The sequence below is a fragment of the Type-D symbiont of Plautia stali genome (assembly GCF_001485335.1).
GTDB classification, from domain to species: domain Bacteria; phylum Pseudomonadota; class Gammaproteobacteria; order Enterobacterales; family Enterobacteriaceae; genus Pantoea; species Pantoea vagans_C.
In genome coordinates this window covers 17,471-35,529 of the sequence record NZ_BBOC01000056.1, presented here as the reverse complement: position 1 = coordinate 35,529, position 18,059 = coordinate 17,471, and the positions used below count along the sequence as shown (strand labels likewise).

Here is an 18,059-nt window from a genome sequence, read left to right as displayed (position 1 = left end):
CATGATCGCCGAGGATGCCGATGCGATCGACCTGCTGCAGGCGGGGCGCGTCCATTTGGGCGTGGTGCGGGCGCAACCACAGCTCCCGCCCGATTTGGCGGTGGCACGTTTACAGGTAGGGGCGCAGATGGCGATCTATCTGCATCAGGATCATGTGCTGTCGCAGTTAAAGCAGGTCAGTGAAGCGCAACTGGGTGAGCTACGCCATCTGCGGCTGAATACCTGGGTGCAAAATCGTGAACCGCTGCCTGCCGGACGCGTATGGTCAGCCCCCTCCTATTTACTGTTGCTGGAGATGGCGGAGCAGGGGTTTGGTTGGAGTGTGTTGCCGCGCTGGCTGGTGGAGCAGTTTGGTCATCAGGTATTGAAAGAGTTGCCGATACCTGGCTGGCCGCAGCGCATTGCGGTGGATGTCATCTGGTCGCGCCGCAATCCGCCCGGACCGGCCGGGCGTTGGATGATAGATCAACTGTGCGCGCAGCAGCCCAGTTAATCGCGACGTGCGACATCCGCCAGACTCGCATCCAGCAGCCGCGCCAGATCCTGTGCGGCCAGTTCAATATCCAGCCCGCGCTTACCACCGGAGATAAAGATGGTGGCAAACTCGCTCGCCTGCTGATCGATCACCGTCGGCAGACGCTTTTTCTGCCCTAAAGGACTGATGCCACCCACCAGATAACCGGTTACGCGCTGTGCCAGCTGTGGATCGGCCATATCGGCTTTTTTCGCTCCCAGCGCTTTCGCCACTTTTTTGAGATCGAGCTGGGAAGAAACCGGAGTCACGGCCACCGCCAGCGCTTTAGCATCACCGTTGAGCGCCACCAACAGGGTTTTAAACACCTGTCGCGCATCCAGATTGAGCTTGCGCACCGCTTCGTCGCCAAAGTTGGTTTCATGGCTGTCATGATCGTAAGGGTGCAGCGTAAATGCGACCTTTTGTTTTTCCAGCAGTTTTACAGCGGGTGTCATATTCGTTCCTTGCGACAAAAATTCTTAATTCAGATTGGACGAAAATTACTGGCGAAATTCTGAACTTTGCGCGAGAATTGGCCCGCGCCAGCAACCCTGGTGATAACCAAAATCATAAACAAATTCCTCTTTGACGGGCCAATAGCGATATTGGCCTTCTTTTTTTGTCATCAAGCTGAAGCATTCGCTATGAAGGTCGCCATAAATGGCAACCCTACGTCCGTGCGAGTCGTAGCGCGCGCATTTATGCGCACTTATTATCAACGCCGCTACGATTTCAATAATCCCGGCAGATTGTCTTCGCCATACAGATGCAGCGCTCCCACGGCCACCACATAACGGCCTTTTGGCAGCGCCAGCAGCAATTCACGCCAGTGCTGATTGCGATGACGCATTAAAGTGTCATTAAGGTCGCTGCTAAAAGTTGTGGGCAGCGCCACCGGTTGCTGACTGGGCGGGGCGTCCAGCCACCAGCTGATCATGGTTTGCAACAAACGTGCATTGGTATGCCAGTGTTCCAGCGTATCCAGCAGCAGCGGCAGGCCATCCTGTGGAAGCGATTTCAACAGCGCAATCTGCGTTTCCGGGCCTTCCAGTTCGATAATGCGCTTATTGGCCGCTTTCGCCGCCATCAACAGCTGATAATCAATGCCGTACTGCGGGCGCAATCCCAGGCGCTGCGCCTGCTGAGCTTGAAGCATCAAGGCGATTTGCCAAAAGGGCAGGGTGTCAAACATGCCCATCGACAGCGAAAGCTCATCACACAGGGCATCCAGCCGTTGCAGAACCTCTGCATCGAGGCGCAGGGCCAGCGGAGGATGCATATCGTCGTTGGTGAAGGGCGATGCACCTTGGGTGATATCCGCTTCCACAATCAGCGCATCGGCTTTGTTGAGCTGTCGTAGTAACCCTTCGGGCAGCGGCTGCATATCGCGCGTACCCATGTGAATGCTGCCAGCCAGATGCAGGCGGCGGTCACCTAATTGCATATCCATCGCCGGCCAGCTGTAACGCGCCGGAAAAAGGGTAGCGGCCAGTTGCTGAAGGCTTTGCCACAGACTGCGTCTCATGCCCTGTCCTTTTAGAGTCAAAAATCCATGCTAGCGATTTCACTCGCTGAAAAACAGGGCAGAGAGGGCGATTACCGTTGTGAAGGTTTAAACCGCAACAAACGGTTAGCGTTGCTTACCACCGTAATCGACGACAGCGCCATGGCCGCACCTGCAACAATCGGGCTGAGCAACATCCCGGTAAAGGGATACAGCACCCCAGCGGCAATCGGAATACCGAAACTGTTGTAAATAAACGCCCCCAGCAGATTCTGACGCATATTCCGCAGCGTGGCGCTCGACATCGCCAGCGCGTCGGCCACGCAGTGCAGATCATTGCGCATCAACGTCATAGCGGCGGTCTCAACGGCCACATCACTGCCGCCGCCCATGGCGATACCCACATCAGCTTGTGCCAAAGCGGGCGCATCATTGATGCCATCGCCAACCATCACCACTTTGCGCCCTTGCTGCTGCAACTGGCCAATCGCCTGCGCTTTACCTTCGGGCAATACGCCGGCAATCACTTCATCAATCCCGGCTTCTGCGGCAATCGCCTGCGCAGTTTTCGGGTGATCGCCGGTCAACATAATCAGCCGATACCCCAACTGATGCAGGCGCTGTAACGCGGCTTTGCTCTCTGGGCGCAAACTGTCACGCAGGGCGATAAGACCCAGCAGTTGACGATTATCCGCCAGCAGCACCGGCGTGGCACCTTGCTGCGCGAAGCGTTCGATATCGGCTTGCGCGGCCGAATAATCGATCTGCTGTTCGTCCAGCAGCGCCTGATTGCCGAGCCACAGTGTTCTGCCAGCGACTTTAGCGCTGATGCCTTTGCCGCGTATTGTACGAAATTGCTTTGAGGGCTCCGCGTTGATGTCTGGCGCTGCCGCCAGAATGGCTTTTGCCAGCGGGTGGTTTGACCCCTGCTCCAACTGCGCGGCGGCGCTTAGCAGTTGCTGACGATTCCAGTCGCCATACAACAGCACATCACTGACCTCTGGTGTGCCGCGCGTCAGGGTGCCGGTTTTATCAAACACGATAGTGTCGACTTCGCTGGCGCGCTGCAGCGCATCCGCATCCCGCACCAACACGCCAAGTTCCGCTGCGCGTCCGACGCCTGCAATCACCGACATCGGCGTGGCCAAACCCAGGGCGCAAGGGCAGGCGATGATCAGCACGGTAGTGACGATCACCAGGGTGTAGGCGAGCTGTGGCTGCGGGCCGATCAGATACCACACCAGACCGCTCAACAGGGCAATCGCAACCACCACGGGCACAAACACCGCCGAAATGCGGTCCGCTAATCGGCCAATTTCAGGCTTGCTACTTTGCGCCTGACGCACCAGATTAATGATGCGAGCAAGGGTGGTTTGGCTGCCGGTAGCGCGCGCCACAAAGCGCAGCGTGCCATCTTGCACCAGCGTTCCGGCATAGACTTTATCACCCGGCTGTTTAGCTTGCGGCACGGCTTCACCCGTCAACATCGCTTCATCAAACCAGGCTTCGCCGCTTTCGACTTCACCATCCACCGGCACGCGGTCGCCCGTTACCAGTTTCAACAGCATGCCTGGCTGGACTTCGCTCAAGGGCAGTAAGGTTTCGCCCTGATCGCTAATGACGCGAGCTTGCGCGGGCGTCAGATCCAGCAGACGTTCCAGCGCCTTTGATGCCCGCTGGCGTGCGCGCTGCTCCAGCGCATGCCCGAGGTTAATTAAACCAACAATCATTACGCTGGCTTCAAAATAGAGGTGTCGCGCCTGCATCGGGAAAAACTCGGGCCACAGCGCCACGCTGATGGAATAGAGCCAGGCCGCACCGGTGCCCAAGGTGACTAAGGTATCCATGGTTGCCGTGCCGTGACGCAAACTGCGCCATGCGCTGCGATAAAAATGGCCACCAGCAATCACCATCACCAGCAGAGTGATGAGGCCGAGCGAGCGCCACAATGTTTGGTTGGCGTCGCTCAGCATCATGTTGTCGCCGAGCATGCCCCAGATCATCAGCGGCACACCAAACAGCAGTGCCAACGCGGCCTGCCAGCTAAAGCGGCGCATGGCTTGCTGCGCACTCACTTGCTGACGTTCACGCCGCGTTTGTTCATCATCGATCACTTCGGCAGAGTATCCCGCCAACGTCACCGCGCTCATCAGCGCATCAGCGGGTGCCTCGCCCAGCACCAGCGCGCTGCGCTCACCGAGGTTGACGCGTGCCTGACTGACACCGGGCACTTTTTGTAACGCCTGTTCCACCCGGCTGACGCAACTGGCACAGCTCATGCCGCCAATCAGCAGATGGTGGACAGGAAGGTTTTCAGCTGCCGGTTGGGTATGTGGCTCCGTTGCCAGTGCCTCCGGCGGCGGCGCTAAGGCTGGCAACGGTTTAGGCTTTGGGCTGTCTACCGCTGTGGCGTGATAGCCTGCCTGTTCAACGGTGGCAATCAGATCGTCAGCGCTGGCCGCACCGATGACGCGCGCTTCCTGCTGGGTGACTTCGGCCTGTTCGACATCGTCGCGCTGTTCCAGCGCTTCTTTGACCCGTTTGACACAGTGGCCGCAAGACAAGCCTTCCAGCGCCAGTAATTGATTGTGTGACATAGGTAACCTCTTCATCTGTCAGTGATAAAATTACATCCTGCATATATTCGGGTTGCAGGAAGGCAACAAGTGGATAAATCCCCAGGCGCTTACTTATGTAAGTGACTGAGGTGAAGCCACGCGGCTCACGCACCTGTACCAAGAGTAGGCCCCATGAGGGGGCTTGAATTATGATGGAGATAAGCGTAAACCTTCCATTCAGGGGAAGGTCAAGAGGTGAAAAATGAACATCAGCGATGTAGCAAAAAAGACCGGGCTGAGCAGTAAAGCCATTCGATTTTATGAAGAGAAGGGCGTGGTGACGGCCCCGTTACGCAGTGACAACGGTTATCGCAGCTATGCAGCGCACCATATTGATGAACTCAATCTGCTACGCCAGGCGCGGCAGGTGGGCTTTACGTTGGAAGAGTGCCGCGAGCTGGTGACGTTGTTTAATAATCCTGCCCGCCACAGCGCGGATGTGAAGGCTCGCACCCTGAAGAAAGCCGATGAAATCGCCACGCACATCGAAGAACTGCACGCGATGCGCGCGCGACTGCTGGAACTGGCGGAGGCATGCCCGGGTGATGACAGTGCCGAGTGCCCAATCATCAATCATCTCGCGGGATGTTGCCATCAGGCCGAGGGAAAACGTGGCTGAATCAGCAACGTAATGCCCACCACACCGGTCACGATCACCGGCGTACCGGCGGGAAGATCTTCTTTGGCCTGCACACGCCAGCTGCTGTCGCCAATGCGCACGTGGCCCAAGCCATCTTTCAGGGCGTTATCCAGCGTCAACTGCATACCGATTAGTTGAGAACCGCGTTGATTAAGGGTATTTGGCTGTTGCGATACTTCCCGATAACGCATCCAGTGATACCAGAAAAACACGCACAGCAGCGTGAGGACGGCAAACAGCGCGCCCTGGCTGGTCCACGAGAAGGGGTATAACCACTCGATCAGACCGACCAACACCGCTGCCAGTCCGCTCCACAGCAGGTAACCGCTGGTGCCGAGCATCTCAGCCGCCAGCAGCAGGCCGCCGAGGGTGAGCCAGAACCAGTGTGGATGGGCAATCAGTTCCATCAGGATCACGGTTTACGCTCCTGACGGCTCTCCTTCAGCAGTTCACTGATACCACCAATCGAACCGAGCAGGCTGCTGGCATCCAGCGGCATCATCACCACTTTACTGTTGTGGGACTCGCCAATTTTTTGCAGGGCATCAGTGTATTTTTGTGCCACGAAGTAGTTCACCGCCTGAATGTCCCCGGCGGCAATCGCTTCGGAGACCACGCGTGTGGCGTTGGCTTCCGCCTGCGCCTGACGTTCACGCGCTTCAGCTTGCAGGAAGGCTGAGGTTCGTTCACCTTCCGCTTTAAGAATTTGCGACTGCTTATCCCCTTCGGCACGCAGAATGGCCGCCTGACGCACGCCTTCTGCCGTCAGGATGTCAGCGCGTTTGGTACGTTCCGCCTTCATTTGCGCGTTCATCGCCGCAATCAACTCCTGCGGTGGTCGCACATCGCGAATTTCGATACGGGTGATTTTGACGCCCCATGGATTGGTGGCTTCATCCACAATGTGCAGCAGGCGGGTATTAATGTTATCGCGCTGCGACAGCATCTCATCCAACTCCATGCCACCCAGCACGGTACGGATGTTGGTCATGGTGAGATTGAGGATCGCCAGCTCAAGATTGCTGACTTCATAGGCGGCCCGCGCCGAGTCCACCACCTGAATAAAGCACACGGCATCAATGGTGACGTTGGCATTGTCTTTGGAGATAATTTCTTGCGAAGGGATATCGAGGACTTGCTCCATCATGTTGATCTTACGACCAATGCGGTCCATGAAGGGCACCACTAAACTTAGACCGGGGGGAAGGGTTTTGGTGTAGCGACCAAAGCGCTCTACCGTCCACTGAAAACCTTGTGGCACAATTTTTACGCCTGCCCAGACTGTCACTAACGCGAGCACGATTATGACGGGAATCACAGTCAACATATAACCTCCTGGTTGTCAGATTTTCGGGCCGAGTCGCTTCGGCCCGTTTAACGTGCGGTACCGATCAGTACAGCAGCGAGTAAAGCTGGCGGCGGTAACGAGTCGCGAGGGCATCGCCAGTGCCGAGGGCAGCTAAAATCTCCTGGAACATCTTACGAACCTGACCTTCACCCGCGCTGAGATCGCTTTTCAGGAAGCTGAACAGCAGATCCAACGCTTCTTCATTGCGGCCCACCTGGTGCAGCTGTAATGCAAGTTTAGCAGCCAACTCAGCATTCGCGGGCTCACTCGCCAGCTGTTCCTGCAGTTGTTGGATCTCCGGTGTATCAGCAGCTTGTTTCAGCAATTCAATTTGTGACACCAGGCTTTGATAGCGCGTGTCTTGATCCTGCAACGGCACCACCGCCAGCACGGTTTCAGCCTCTTCACTGCGGTTGAGGGTGATAAGCACCTCTGCCAGCAGGAAACCGATTTCGCTGTTCTGGTTGCTAAGCTGCCAGGCATCTTTCAGCAGTGGCAGGGCATCTAAGGGTTTACCTTCGTCGAGCAGTTGCATCGCCTGCTGCGCTTTTAGCTCTTCCTCACGCGGCAGAACTTTCTGCAGCAGAGCGCGGATCGCCTCTTCCGGCTGCGGACCCTGGAAGCCATCAACCGGCTGGCCGTTCTGGAACAGGTACACGGTGGGAATGGAACGCAGACCAAACTGTGCTGCCACCCGCTGCTCTTTATCGCAATCCAGTGAGGCCAGAATGAACTGACCGGCATATTCCTGCGCCAGACGCTCCAGAACCGGCGTCAGTTCCTGGCAGTGTTGGCTGCGATCGGACCAGAAATAAAACAGCACCGGCAACTGCATGGATTGCTCCAGCGTCTGTTGCAGGTTGGATTCGTTGATGTCGATAATCAAAGCCTGTGACATGAATACGTCTCTTTGCAGAAAGTGTGTTGAGGATATGGGGGCAAGCGGCCCCGCTTCAAGTTTAAATCTGGCATGCCGCTTAATTGCTGCGCAATATGCGATCCAACATCCAACCCGGCAGCAGGCGTTTCAGCACGCTCATGATCCACGCGACCAGGGTCACGGGATAGCGCAGGCGCGGATGGTTACTCTCCAGCGCATGGCGCAGCTTCGGCAGAATGGCTTCCGGCGGCAGAGTAAAGCGCGCGGCAATGCCAGGGTTGCGTACCGGTTTATCCTGCTCGCCCTGATGCACATTGTCGGTGAAGCGCGTGGCAATCGGACCCGGTTCGATCAGGCTCACCCGCACGCCAGAATCGCGCACTTCCATACGCAGTGCATCGCTCCAGGCTTCCAATGCCCATTTACTGGCGGCATAGGCGCCGCGACCCGGCGTGGAAATTAGCCCCAGCACCGAACTGGTGTTGATGATACGCCCATTTCCGCTGGCTTGCAGTGCGGGCAGCAGGCGCATCGTCAGTTGATGGGTGCCAAACAGGTTGGTGGAGAACTGCTTCTCCAGCTGTGCACGTGACACGCTGGTGAGCGGTCCGTACTGACCAAATCCGCCATTGTTAAACAGGCCGTACAGGCGGTGATCGCATAATGCCAGCACGCGATCCGCCGCGGCATCTACGCTCTCCGCGTCATCAAGATCAAGTTGTATGCCAATAAAGCCCAGTGCTTCCATGTGTGCGACATCCTCAGGACGTCGGCAGGCGGCCATTACGCGATACCCGCGTGACAGCAGATCGTTCGCGGCCACTAAGCCAATGCCGCTGGAGCAGCCGGTGATAAGAATCGTTTTTTGCATTTCTTTACCTGTTAAAAATCACACGCCTGCATTAATTCTGCTTTACTAGCGGGGCCAGTTCGTTCGCCATCAGGTTGGCAATAAACGGCTGCGCATCCGGATTGGGGTGAATACCGTCCTGCTGCATCCACTCCGGCTTCAGATAGACCTGCTCCATAAAGAAGGGCACCAGAGGAATGTTGTACTGCTGTGCCAGGTGCGGATAGATCGCACTGAACGCCTCGGTATAGCGACGTCCATAATTAGCGGGTAGACGAATTTGCATCAGCAGCGGCTGTGCCTTGGCGGCTTTCACTTCGTCGATCACTTTGCTCAGATCCTGGGCGATGTTCTGGGGTGGGAAGCCGCGCAAACCGTCGTTACCGCCCAATTCGATTAACACCCAACGGGGTTGATGCTGTTTTAATAGGCCCGGCAAACGCGCCAGCCCTTGTCCGGCGGTATCTCCGCTGATGCTGGCGTTAATAATTCTGGGCTGCTGTTGCCAGGTTTTATCGAGCAGGCTGGGCCATGCTGCGGTAGCGGACATGCGATACCCGGCGCTCAGGCTGTCGCCCAGTACCAGCAAGGTATCGGCGGCGGCGATGCGAGACACCAGCAGAAGCAATAACAACAGGAAGGGATAATGCCAGCGGAAAACATTGTTGCAGTTCATCATCTTACTAAGTCCGTCGGTCAAGGAGAGCATCAGCTGACCATCCTTACCGGAGTTGAGCTGGTTGTCAAACCAGCCGAGACCATTGCGTTGATTGGTGAGTCGGGCTCGGGCAAATCGACGCTGTTGGGCATTCTGGCGGGGCTGGATGATGGCAGCAGCGGCGAAGTGAACCTGCTGGGCCAGCCGCTGCACAGCATGAACGAAGAGCAGCGTGCCGCGTTGCGCGCGCGTGAAGTGGGCTTTGTGTTTCAATCCTTTATGCTGGTGCCGACCCTCAATGCACTGGAAAACGTGCAACTGCCCGCGCTGTTGCGTGGCGACAGCGATCGCGATAGCCGCAGCCAGGCGGTAGAACTGCTGACGCAGCTGGGGCTCAAGGATCGATTACACCATCTGCCCGCGCAACTTTCGGGGGGCGAGCAGCAGCGTGTGGCGCTGGCTCGTGCCTTTAGCGGACGCCCCGGCCTGCTATTTGCTGACGAACCCACCGGTAACCTCGATCGTAAAACCGGGGATCGCATCGCCGATCTCCTCTTCTCTCTCAACCGCGATTTCGCCACCACCCTGATTCTGGTGACGCACGATGAACAGCTGGCGGCGCGTTGCGATCGTCGGCTGCGATTGCGTGACGGCAAGCTGTGGGAGGAGTCATGATTTGGCGCTGGTTCTGGCGTGAATGGCGCTCACCATCATTACTGATTGTCTGGCTGGCGTTAACGCTGGCGGTGGCCTGTGTACTGGCGCTGGGTTCAATCAGCGATCGCATGGAGAAGGGGCTCAGCCAGCAAAGCCGAGACTTTATGGCAGGAGACCGCACCTTACGCAGCAGTGCGCCCGCGCCAGAAGCCTGGCTAAATAAAGCGCGTGATGAGGGGCTCTCTGTGAGCCGCCAGCTCAGCTTTATGACCATGACCTTCGCCGAACAAACGCCGCAGCTGGCGGACATCAAAGCCGTTGATGACGCCTATCCGATGTTCGGCACCTTGCAGACCGATCCACCCGGCTTAAAACCTCAGGCGGGTACGGTATTAGTCGCGCCGCGTCTGCTGGCCTTACTCAATCTGAAAGTGGGCGACAATGTTGATGTCGGTGACACCACCTTGCGTATCGCCGGTGAGGTGATTCAGGAGCCGGATGGCGGCTTCAATCCCTTCCAGACTGCGCCGCGCCTGCTGATGAATCTGGCCGACGTGGAGAAAACCGGTGCGATCCAGCCCGGCAGCCGACTCAGCTGGCGCTACAAATTCTCGGGCGATCCGGCCCCGCTGGCGCGCTATGACAGCTGGATTCAGCCACAACTGAAGGCCGGTGAGCGCTGGATCAGCGTAGAGAATTCAGAGGATGCGCTCGGGCGTTCGATGCAGCGCGCACAGCAATTCTTGCTGCTGTCGGCACTGCTGACCTTGATGCTGGCGATCGCTGCCGTGGCGGTGGCGATGAGCCACTACTGCCGAAGCCGTTACGATCTGGTGGCGGTGCTGAAAACATTGGGTGCCACGCGACAGGCATTGCAGCGGCTGATCATCGGCCAGTGGCTGGCGGTGCTGTTACTGGCTGCTATAGCGGGCAGCGTGCTGGGGCAGGGGATTGAAATCATCCTGTTGGTGATGCTCAAACCGGTGCTGCCCGCTGCGCTGCCCGCCGCCAGCTTCTGGCCGTGGCTGTGGGCGATTGGCGCGATGTTTGTGATTTCGCTGCTGGTGGGATTGCGCCCTTATCGTTTGTTGATGGCAACGCAGCCATTGCGTGTGTTGCGTCGTGATGCGGTGGCAAACGTCTGGCCGCTGCGCATTTATCTGCCCGCCATGGCGCTGGTGGTGATTGCGCTGCTGGCGTTGCTGATGGGCGGCAGCAAAATGCTGTGGGCGCTGCTGGCCGGTGTGGTGATGCTGGCGCTGCTGCTGTCACTGCTCGGCTGGGGCACGCTGTTGCTGCTGCGTAAGCTGGTGGTGCGCAACCTCGCGATGCGGCTGGCCATCAACCGTTTGTTACGACAACCCGTCATGACGCTGAGCCAGCTGTCGGCGTTTTCGCTGTCGTTTATGTTATTGGCACTGCTGCTGGTGATGCGCGGCGACCTGCTGGATCGCTGGCAGCAGCAGTTACCGCCGGATGCGCCAAACTACTTCCTGCTGAATATGACGCAGGAGCAGGTGCCGCAAGTGCGCGATTTCCTCAGCCAGCATCAGGTCAAAGCCGAAACCTTCTACCCGATTGTGCGGGCGCGTCTCACTGAGCTGAACGGCAAAGAAGCCGATCCGAAAATGGATAATGCCCTTAACCGTGAACTCAATCTGACGTGGCAGGCGGATCGCCCGGATCACAACCCGTTGCTTGCCGGTGCCTGGCCACCGAAAGCGGGGGAAGTGTCGATGGAGGGAGAGCTGGCGGATCGCCTGGGCCTGAAGCTGGGCGATACCCTGACCTTCAGTGGCGATACGCAGCAGTTCAGCGCCAAAATCACCAGCCTGCGTAAAGTCGACTGGGAAAGCCTGCGCCCGAATTTCTTCTTTATTTTCCCGCCAGGTGCGCTGGATCAACAGCCGCAAACCTGGCTCACCAGCTTCCGCATGGATAACAATCCGGTGCTACTGGCGCAGCTTAACCGCGCATTCCCGACGCTCAGTTTGCTGGATGTGGGGAGCATGCTGAAGCAGATCGGTCAGGTGCTGGCTCAGGTGAGCCAGGCGCTAGAGATCATGGTGGTGCTGGTCACTGCCTGCGGCGTGCTGCTGTTGCTGGCGCAGATTCAGGTCGGCATGCGCCAGCGCAGGCAGGAGCTGGTGGTATATCGCACGCTGGGCGCCAGCAAACGGCTGCTGCGCGGCACGCTGTGGTGTGAGTTTGCGTTGCTGGGCGTGGTGTCGGGTGTGGCGGCGGCGTTGGGTGCCGAAGCGGCATTGTGGGGCTTGCAGCGCAAGATCTTCGATTTCCCTTGGGAGCCAGACTGGACGTTGTGGATCGCGTTACCGATCTGCGGCGCGCTGCTGCTGTCGGTGTGCGGTGGCTGGTTGGGCGTGCGGTTGCTGAAGGGTAAGGCGCTATTCAGAAGGTTTGAGGCGGCATAATGGATTGGGCGGCATGAATGCCGCCCCTACAACTAAAACTTCTCAACCGCCCACGCAATCCCGCTGGCGTACTCTTCCGGCAGCAGCGGCACCAGCGCGTTCAGCGCCGCCACAAGGCGCGGCTGATCGCTATCGGTCAGATTCAAGTGGCCCACCTTACGGCCTGGACGCACTTCTTTGTCGTACCAGTGCAGATGCACCAGCGGCTGTTGCAGCCAGGCGACATTCACATCGGTGCCAATCAGATTCACCATCACCGACGGCGCAAACACCACCGGTTTTGGCAGCGCCAAACCGAGCACCGCACGCAGATGCAGTTCAAACTGGCTAATAGATGCGCCGTTCTGCGTCCAGTGACCGCTGTTGTGTACGCGAGGTGCCAGTTCGTTGATCAGCAAACCTTCTGGCGTGACAAAACACTCCATCGCCATCACGCCAACGTAGTTCAGCTCATGCATGATCGCACTGAGCATCGCTTCAGCCTGCTGCTGCTGCGCCGCATCCGCCTGCGGGAAAGCTACGCTGGTGCGCAGAATGCCGTCCTGATGCAGATTATGCGTCAGCGGATAGAACACCGTGGTGCCATCCTGACCACGCGCACCCACCAGCGACACTTCACCGCTGAAGTTGATGCCCTGCTCAACGATGCATTCGCCATAGCACTCATCCGTCAGCGCATCGGTTTCATTGGCGCGTAAACGCCACTGACCACGACCGTCATAGCCGCCGGTGCGACGTTTCACAATCGCCAGCTCACCCAGCGAGTTGAACACCTGCGGCCATTCGCTTTTATCTGCCAGCAACTGCCACGGCGCGGTCGCCAGCTTCAGCTGATCGAGCAGCTGTTTTTGCGTCAGGCGATCGGCCAGACGTGGGAAAATATCGCGGTTCACAAAAGCAGGATGGCTCGCCAGTTCGCGCGTTAACGCGGTTTCCGGCCAGCGTTCGATCTCTGCGGTGATCACGCTCTGGGCGATAGGCAGAGCTGAAGGTTCAGCATCCAGACCCACCGGATAAACAGCGATGCCCAGCGGTTCACCCGCCTGGCGCAACATACGGCCTAACTGACCGTTGCCGAGTACGCAAACCGGTTTCATGCATCCCCCCGCGGATCTGGGTTGTTCAGCACTTCATCAGTCTGTGTTTGACGCCAGGTCGCGAGACGCGCGGCCAGATCTTTGTCATGCACTGCCAGAATCTGTGCCGCCAGCAGGGCAGCGTTGGCGGCACCGGCTTTACCAATTGCCAGCGTACCCACAGGAATACCACGTGGCATCTGCACGATAGAGTAGAGGCTATCGACACCGCTCAGTGCGGCGCTCTGTACCGGCACGCCCAGCACCGGCACCAGGGTTTTGGCGGCGATCATGCCCGGCAAATGCGCTGCACCGCCCGCACCGGCGATGATCACATGGAAACCGTTATCTGCGGCAGTTTCGGCAAAGCTGAACAGCTTATCTGGCGTACGGTGAGCAGAGACCACTTCAACGTGGAACGGAACATCCAGGCTGTTAAGAATTTCCTCGGCGAACTGCATGGTAGCCCAGTCACTTTTGGAACCCATGACGATGGCGATACGAGCCGGGGTGGCGTTGGATGACATGTGGTCAACTCCTGTGAATAGTCGAACGAACCTGGCCGGGCGGGCAGGTAAAGAAGGGCACAGAGAATAGCATGAGATGGCAGCAAGGAAAACGGTTGCGTAGGGCGAAAACGGGCAATGATGCCCGAAATTAGAAGGGGAATTCGATCAGCTGCACGCCATCGGCATCGACCTGAATCATCGAACCGTTTTCATGCCAGGCTCCGAGCACCACGCGCTGGGCGCTTTCACCTTGCACGGATAGCTGATGCACAGCCGGACGATGGGTATGCCCGTGAATCAAAATCCGCACCTGCTGACGCGTCATCGCTGCTTCCACGGCCTGCGGATTGACATCCATGATGCTTAACGACTTATGCTGATTCGCGTTTTTGCTGTCCGCGCGCATACGTGCGGCGATGCGCATACGGATGCGTAGCGGCAGGGCAAGGAACAGGCGTTGTAACCAGCGCTGATGCACCTTCGCACGGAAGCGTTGATAGCCTTCATCGTCGGTACATAAGATATCGCCATGCATAATCAGCACGCGTTGGCCGTAAAGCGTCAGCACCTGTTCTTCTGGCAGCAGCGTCATGCCGCTTGCGCGGGCAAAACGTTTACCGAGCAGGAAGTCACGATTGCCATGGATGAAGAATTTCGGCACCGGCAGCGCTTGTAACGCGGCGGCAATTTGCTGATGCAGCGGATTGGGATCGTCATCGCCAATCCAGGCCTCGAACAGGTCGCCGAGGATGTAAAGCGCATCACACTGCTGCGCTTCACCCTGCAAAAAATGCAGAAAACCGGCAGTAATTGCCGGTTCTTCTGTGCACAGATGCAAATCTGCGATAAACAGCGTGCGCGACATTACTCGCTAACAGTCACTTTCTGGATGACAACGTCGTCAACCGGAACGTCCTGGTGCATGCCGCTACGGCCAGTTTTCACCGCTTTGATTTTCTCAACTACGTCCATGCCTTCAACCACTTCAGCGAACACGCAGTAACCCCAGCCCTGCAGGCTTTCGTCACGGAAGTTCAGGAAGTCGTTGTCTGCTACGTTGATGAAGAACTGGGCAGTCGCGGAGTGTGGCGCCTGAGTACGGGCCATCGCCAGCGTACCTTTGGTGTTCTTCAGGCCGTTGTTGGCTTCGTTACGAATGTCTTCTTTGGTGTCTTTCTGCTTCATGCCTGGCTCAAAACCGCCGCCCTGGATCATGAAACCGTTGATAACACGGTGGAAAATGGTGTTGTCGTAGAAACCTTCACGGCAGTAGTCCAGGAAGTTTTTCACGGTAGCCGGCGCTTTGTCATCGAAGGTTTTGATTACGATGTCGCCATGGTTCGTCTGGAAAGTGACCATTATATTCGTCCTGTTACGGGTGTCGTCAGTATCAACTGCCGCGCCTGCATAGCGGCGGGGCATTTTTGTAGACGCCTCTTATATCACAATTTCCGATGGCTCGTCAGTAAGGCAGCCACAGAAGCTAAGCGAGCGATGCACAACTGAGAAAAATACGGCACAATGTCGAGCTACGCTGGAAAGGCGTATCCCGCAAACGTTAATAACGGAATCGTTCAATGCTGAAGATCTATAACACCCTGAGCCGTCAGAAAGAGGAATTTAAACCGATCCACGCTGGTCAGATCGGCATGTATGTCTGTGGAATTACGGTTTACGACCTCTGTCATATCGGTCATGGGCGTACCTTCGTGGCATTTGATGTGGTGTCGCGTTATCTGCGCTATGTGGGCTATCAGCTCAAGTATGTGCGTAACATCACCGATATTGATGACAAGATCATCAAACGTGCAAACGAGAATGGCGAAAGCATCGAAACGCTGACTAACCGCATGATCGGCGAAATGCACAAAGATTTTGACGCGCTGGGCATTCTGCCGCCGGACCTGGAGCCACGCGCGACACGCCATATCCCAGAAATTATCGAAATGGTTGAGCGTTTGATCGAACGTAAGCACGCTTACGTGGCGGCGAACGGTGACGTGATGTTCGATGTGCTGAGTGATAAAGGTTACGGCGTGCTGTCACGTCAGGATCTGGATCAGTTACAGGCGGGCGCGCGCGTCGAAATCACAGAAATTAAACGCAACCCGATGGATTTCGTGCTGTGGAAAATGTCCAAGCCGGATGAGCCGGCCTGGAATTCACCGTGGGGCAACGGTCGTCCGGGCTGGCACATCGAATGTTCAGCGATGAACTGCAAACAGCTGGGCTCGCATTTCGATATCCACGGCGGCGGATCGGATCTGATGTTCCCGCACCATGAAAATGAAGTGGCGCAGTCGACCTGTGCGCACGACGGCGATTACGTCAACTACTGGATGCACTCCGGCATGGTGATGATCGATCGCGAGAAGATGTCGAAATCACTCGGCAACTTCTTCACCGTGCGTGACGTGCTGAAGCATTACGATGCTGAAACCGTGCGCTACTTCCTGATGTCCGGCCACTATCGTAGCCAGCTTAACTACGGCGAAGACAACCTGAACCAGGCGCGTGCGGCGCTGGAGCGTCTCTACACCGCGCTGCGTCACACCGATGCCAACGCGACCGCAGCGGGTGGCGAAGAGTTTGAAGCCCGCTTCCGTACCGCAATGGATGACGATTTCAACACGCCGGAAGCTTACTCGGTGTTCTTCGATATGGCGCGTGAAGTGAATCGCCTGAAAACCGAAGACAGCGCGACAGCCGATGCGCTGGCAGCAAAACTGCGTCAGTTAGCCAACGTGCTGGGAATTCTGCAGCAGGATCCAGAGCAGTTCCTGCAGAGTGGCGCGCAGGTGGATGACGAAGAAGTGGCAGAGATCGAGCATTGGGTGAAAACCCGTGCCGATGCGCGTGCAGCGAAAGACTGGGCACAGGCAGATGTCGCGCGTGATAAGCTGAATGAGCTGGGCGTGATCGTCGAAGACGGCCCGCAGGGTTCGAGCTGGCGTCGTAAATAAATCATCTGGTGCGCTGGCTGTAGATCGTAGGGTGCGCATTAATGCGCACCAGGATTTCAGCCTGCGATTGTAGGGTACGCATTAATGCGTACCAGGATTTCCCGGCCACAGAATGCAAAAAGGGGCGAACCGATGTTCGCCCCTTTTTATTTGCCTGAACGTTTACGCGACAACGGTAATACGCTGGCCGGCAAACTCAACCGTCTGGCCTTGCACGATCTTGCAACGCTTACGCGTTTCAACCGCGCCATCCACGCGCACTTCGCCGTCAGCGATAAAGGCTTTCGCCTGCGCGCCGCTCTCCACCCAACCTTCGAGCTTCAGCAGGTCACACAGATCAACGTGGGCATGTTTACCTAAAGAAAACGTGGCCATTATGCCTCCTCTGCGTCGTGATATTCTTCACACGCGACTAATGTATTTTGAATCAGTGTTGCTACGGTCATCGGGCCAACGCCGCCCGGCACTGGCGTAATGTAAGACGCGCGTTCAGAGGCCGTCTCAAATTCTACATCGCCCACCACTTTGCCGCTTTCCAGGCGATTGATTCCCACATCAATCACCACTGCGCCTGGTTTAATCCAGTCACCCGGAATAAAGCCCGGCTTACCAACCGCAACCACCAGCAGGTCCGCGTGCTCAACATGATGACGCAAATCTTTGGTGAAACGGTGGGTGACGGTGGTAGTGCAACCTGCCAACAGCAGTTCCATGCTCATCGGGCGTCCAACGATATTGGATGCGCCCACCACCACGGCGTTCAGGCCGTAGGTGTCGATGTTATAGCGCTCCAGCAGCGTCACGATGCCGCGCGGCGTACAAGGGCGCAGCTTCGGTGCGCGCTGGCACAAGCGACCAACGTTGTAGGGATGGAAGCCATCAACGTCTTTGTCCGGCACGATGCGTTCCAGCACTTTGACATTATCGATGCCCGCTGGCAGCGGTAGCTGAACCAGAATCCCATCGATCTCGTTGTCATTGTTCAGCGTATCAATAAGTTCCAGCAGTTCGGCTTCGCTGGTGGTCGCAGGCAGATCGTATGAGCGGGAGATGAACCCCACTTCATCACACGCACGACGTTTGCTGGCGACATAGATTTGCGAAGCGGGGTTTTCACCCACCAGCACCACTGCCAAACCGGGTGCACGTTTACCGGCTGCTAAACGCTGCTGTACTTTTTCGGCAACCTCAGAGCGCACCTGCTGCGCAATCGTTTTACCGTCAATAATTTTTGCTGCCATCAGAGAGGAAATCCATCTGTAGAAAGTTAAATCGGGGAATGGCGCCTATTCTGTCAGAAGCGCGTGCGGCTGTCAGGTAGAGATTCGTTCGGGCAGGGCGTTTCGCGATTTTTTCGCAGTGACGGCAACCCGCCTTAGCGCGTATTATGCCCCTCAGGAAATTATGTGG

Annotated in this window: 19 protein-coding genes; 5 read left to right on the top strand and 14 right to left on the bottom strand. The window is 57.2% G+C overall.

Annotation, left to right across the window (positions count from 1 at the left end; genetic code table 11):
* Positions 1-493: substrate-binding domain-containing protein (locus tag PSSD_RS17405; RefSeq protein ID WP_201023830.1), on the top strand; the 493-nt coding region annotated here is incomplete at its 5' end.
* Here PSSD_RS17405 and ybaK read toward each other — a convergent pair.
* From ybaK to copA, 3 genes are all read right to left on the bottom strand, one after another.
* Positions 490-969 carry a Cys-tRNA(Pro)/Cys-tRNA(Cys) deacylase YbaK gene (ybaK, locus tag PSSD_RS17400; protein WP_058973091.1) on the bottom strand — a complete coding sequence of 160 codons (480 nt, stop codon included), beginning with the start codon at positions 967-969 and terminating at the stop codon, positions 490-492. The two genes, PSSD_RS17405 and ybaK, sit on opposite strands and share 4 nt — an antisense overlap.
* Positions 970-1,238: 269 nt before the next feature.
* A complete protein-coding gene (locus tag PSSD_RS17395) occupies positions 1,239-2,039 on the bottom strand; it encodes a TraB/GumN family protein (protein WP_058973090.1) in 801 nt (266 codons plus the stop codon).
* 71 nt (positions 2,040-2,110) lie between these two features.
* The gene (copA, locus tag PSSD_RS17390) at positions 2,111-4,615 is read right to left on the bottom strand and encodes a copper-exporting P-type ATPase CopA (RefSeq protein WP_058973089.1); all 2,505 of its coding nucleotides are present in this window, start codon (positions 4,613-4,615) and stop codon (positions 2,111-2,113) included.
* Positions 4,616-4,838: 223 nt separating this feature from the next.
* On the opposite strand from copA, the gene cueR reads away from it, so the two are divergent.
* A complete protein-coding gene (cueR, locus tag PSSD_RS17385; RefSeq protein ID WP_058973088.1) occupies positions 4,839-5,255 on the top strand; it encodes a Cu(I)-responsive transcriptional regulator in 417 nt (138 codons plus the stop codon).
* Here cueR and PSSD_RS17380 read toward each other — a convergent pair.
* From PSSD_RS17380 to tesA, 5 genes are all read right to left on the bottom strand, one after another.
* Positions 5,231-5,689: an NfeD family protein gene (locus PSSD_RS17380; RefSeq protein ID WP_058973093.1), complete on the bottom strand. Its 459-nt coding sequence runs from the start codon at positions 5,687-5,689 to the stop codon at positions 5,231-5,233. The two genes, cueR and PSSD_RS17380, sit on opposite strands and share 25 nt — an antisense overlap.
* Positions 5,689-6,603 carry an SPFH domain-containing protein gene (locus PSSD_RS17375; RefSeq protein WP_039330577.1) on the bottom strand — a complete coding sequence of 305 codons (915 nt, stop codon included), beginning with the start codon at positions 6,601-6,603 and terminating at the stop codon, positions 5,689-5,691. Before PSSD_RS17375 ends, PSSD_RS17380 begins: the two co-directional genes overlap by 1 nt.
* A gap of 64 nt (positions 6,604-6,667) precedes the next feature.
* A complete protein-coding gene (locus tag PSSD_RS17370; protein ID WP_039330576.1) occupies positions 6,668-7,522 on the bottom strand; it encodes a thioredoxin family protein in 855 nt (284 codons plus the stop codon).
* Positions 7,523-7,601: 79 nt separating this feature from the next.
* Complete coding sequence (locus PSSD_RS17365) at positions 7,602-8,375, bottom strand: SDR family oxidoreductase (protein ID WP_058973087.1); 774 nt, start codon at positions 8,373-8,375, stop codon at positions 7,602-7,604.
* A gap of 31 nt (positions 8,376-8,406) precedes the next feature.
* Positions 8,407-9,033, bottom strand: a complete 627-nt coding sequence (tesA, locus tag PSSD_RS17360; RefSeq protein WP_197063317.1) for a multifunctional acyl-CoA thioesterase I/protease I/lysophospholipase L1 — start codon at positions 9,031-9,033, stop codon at positions 8,407-8,409.
* Here tesA and ybbA point away from each other — a divergent pair.
* Positions 9,001-9,687, top strand: a complete 687-nt coding sequence (gene ybbA, locus PSSD_RS17355; protein WP_058973086.1) for a putative ABC transporter ATP-binding protein YbbA — start codon at positions 9,001-9,003, stop codon at positions 9,685-9,687. The genes tesA and ybbA overlap by 33 nt on opposite strands.
* Entirely contained in the window at positions 9,684-12,101 is a 2,418-nt protein-coding gene (gene ybbP, locus PSSD_RS17350) for a putative ABC transporter permease subunit YbbP (protein WP_058973085.1), read from the top strand. The genes ybbA and ybbP overlap by 4 nt, the downstream gene beginning before the upstream one ends.
* Before the next feature lie 32 nt (positions 12,102-12,133).
* Here ybbP and purK read toward each other — a convergent pair whose 3' ends face one another.
* The 4 genes from purK to ppiB form a co-directional block, all read right to left on the bottom strand.
* Positions 12,134-13,198: a 5-(carboxyamino)imidazole ribonucleotide synthase gene (purK, locus tag PSSD_RS17345; RefSeq protein WP_058973084.1), complete on the bottom strand. Its 1,065-nt coding sequence runs from the start codon at positions 13,196-13,198 to the stop codon at positions 12,134-12,136.
* Positions 13,195-13,704: a 5-(carboxyamino)imidazole ribonucleotide mutase gene (gene purE / locus PSSD_RS17340; protein WP_039330570.1), complete on the bottom strand. Its 510-nt coding sequence runs from the start codon at positions 13,702-13,704 to the stop codon at positions 13,195-13,197. The genes purK and purE overlap by 4 nt, the downstream gene beginning before the upstream one ends.
* Before the next feature lie 130 nt (positions 13,705-13,834).
* Positions 13,835-14,551, bottom strand: coding sequence for a UDP-2,3-diacylglucosamine diphosphatase (gene lpxH, locus PSSD_RS17335; protein WP_058973083.1), 717 nt, complete (start codon positions 14,549-14,551; stop codon positions 13,835-13,837).
* A complete protein-coding gene (gene ppiB / locus PSSD_RS17330; protein ID WP_034828227.1) occupies positions 14,551-15,045 on the bottom strand; it encodes a peptidylprolyl isomerase B in 495 nt (164 codons plus the stop codon). The genes lpxH and ppiB overlap by 1 nt, the downstream gene beginning before the upstream one ends.
* Before the next feature lie 218 nt (positions 15,046-15,263).
* Between ppiB and cysS the strand changes: the two genes are divergently transcribed.
* Positions 15,264-16,649, top strand: coding sequence for a cysteine--tRNA ligase (gene cysS / locus PSSD_RS17325; RefSeq protein WP_058973082.1), 1,386 nt, complete (start codon positions 15,264-15,266; stop codon positions 16,647-16,649).
* 162 nt (positions 16,650-16,811) lie between these two features.
* Here the strand turns inward: cysS and ybcJ are convergent, their stop codons facing one another.
* Positions 16,812-17,024: a ribosome-associated protein YbcJ gene (ybcJ, locus tag PSSD_RS17320; protein WP_039330567.1), complete on the bottom strand. Its 213-nt coding sequence runs from the start codon at positions 17,022-17,024 to the stop codon at positions 16,812-16,814.
* The gene (gene folD, locus PSSD_RS17315; protein WP_058973081.1) at positions 17,024-17,890 is read right to left on the bottom strand and encodes a bifunctional methylenetetrahydrofolate dehydrogenase/methenyltetrahydrofolate cyclohydrolase FolD; all 867 of its coding nucleotides are present in this window, start codon (positions 17,888-17,890) and stop codon (positions 17,024-17,026) included. The genes ybcJ and folD overlap by 1 nt, the downstream gene beginning before the upstream one ends.
* Between the last annotated feature and the right edge of the window lie 169 nt (positions 17,891-18,059).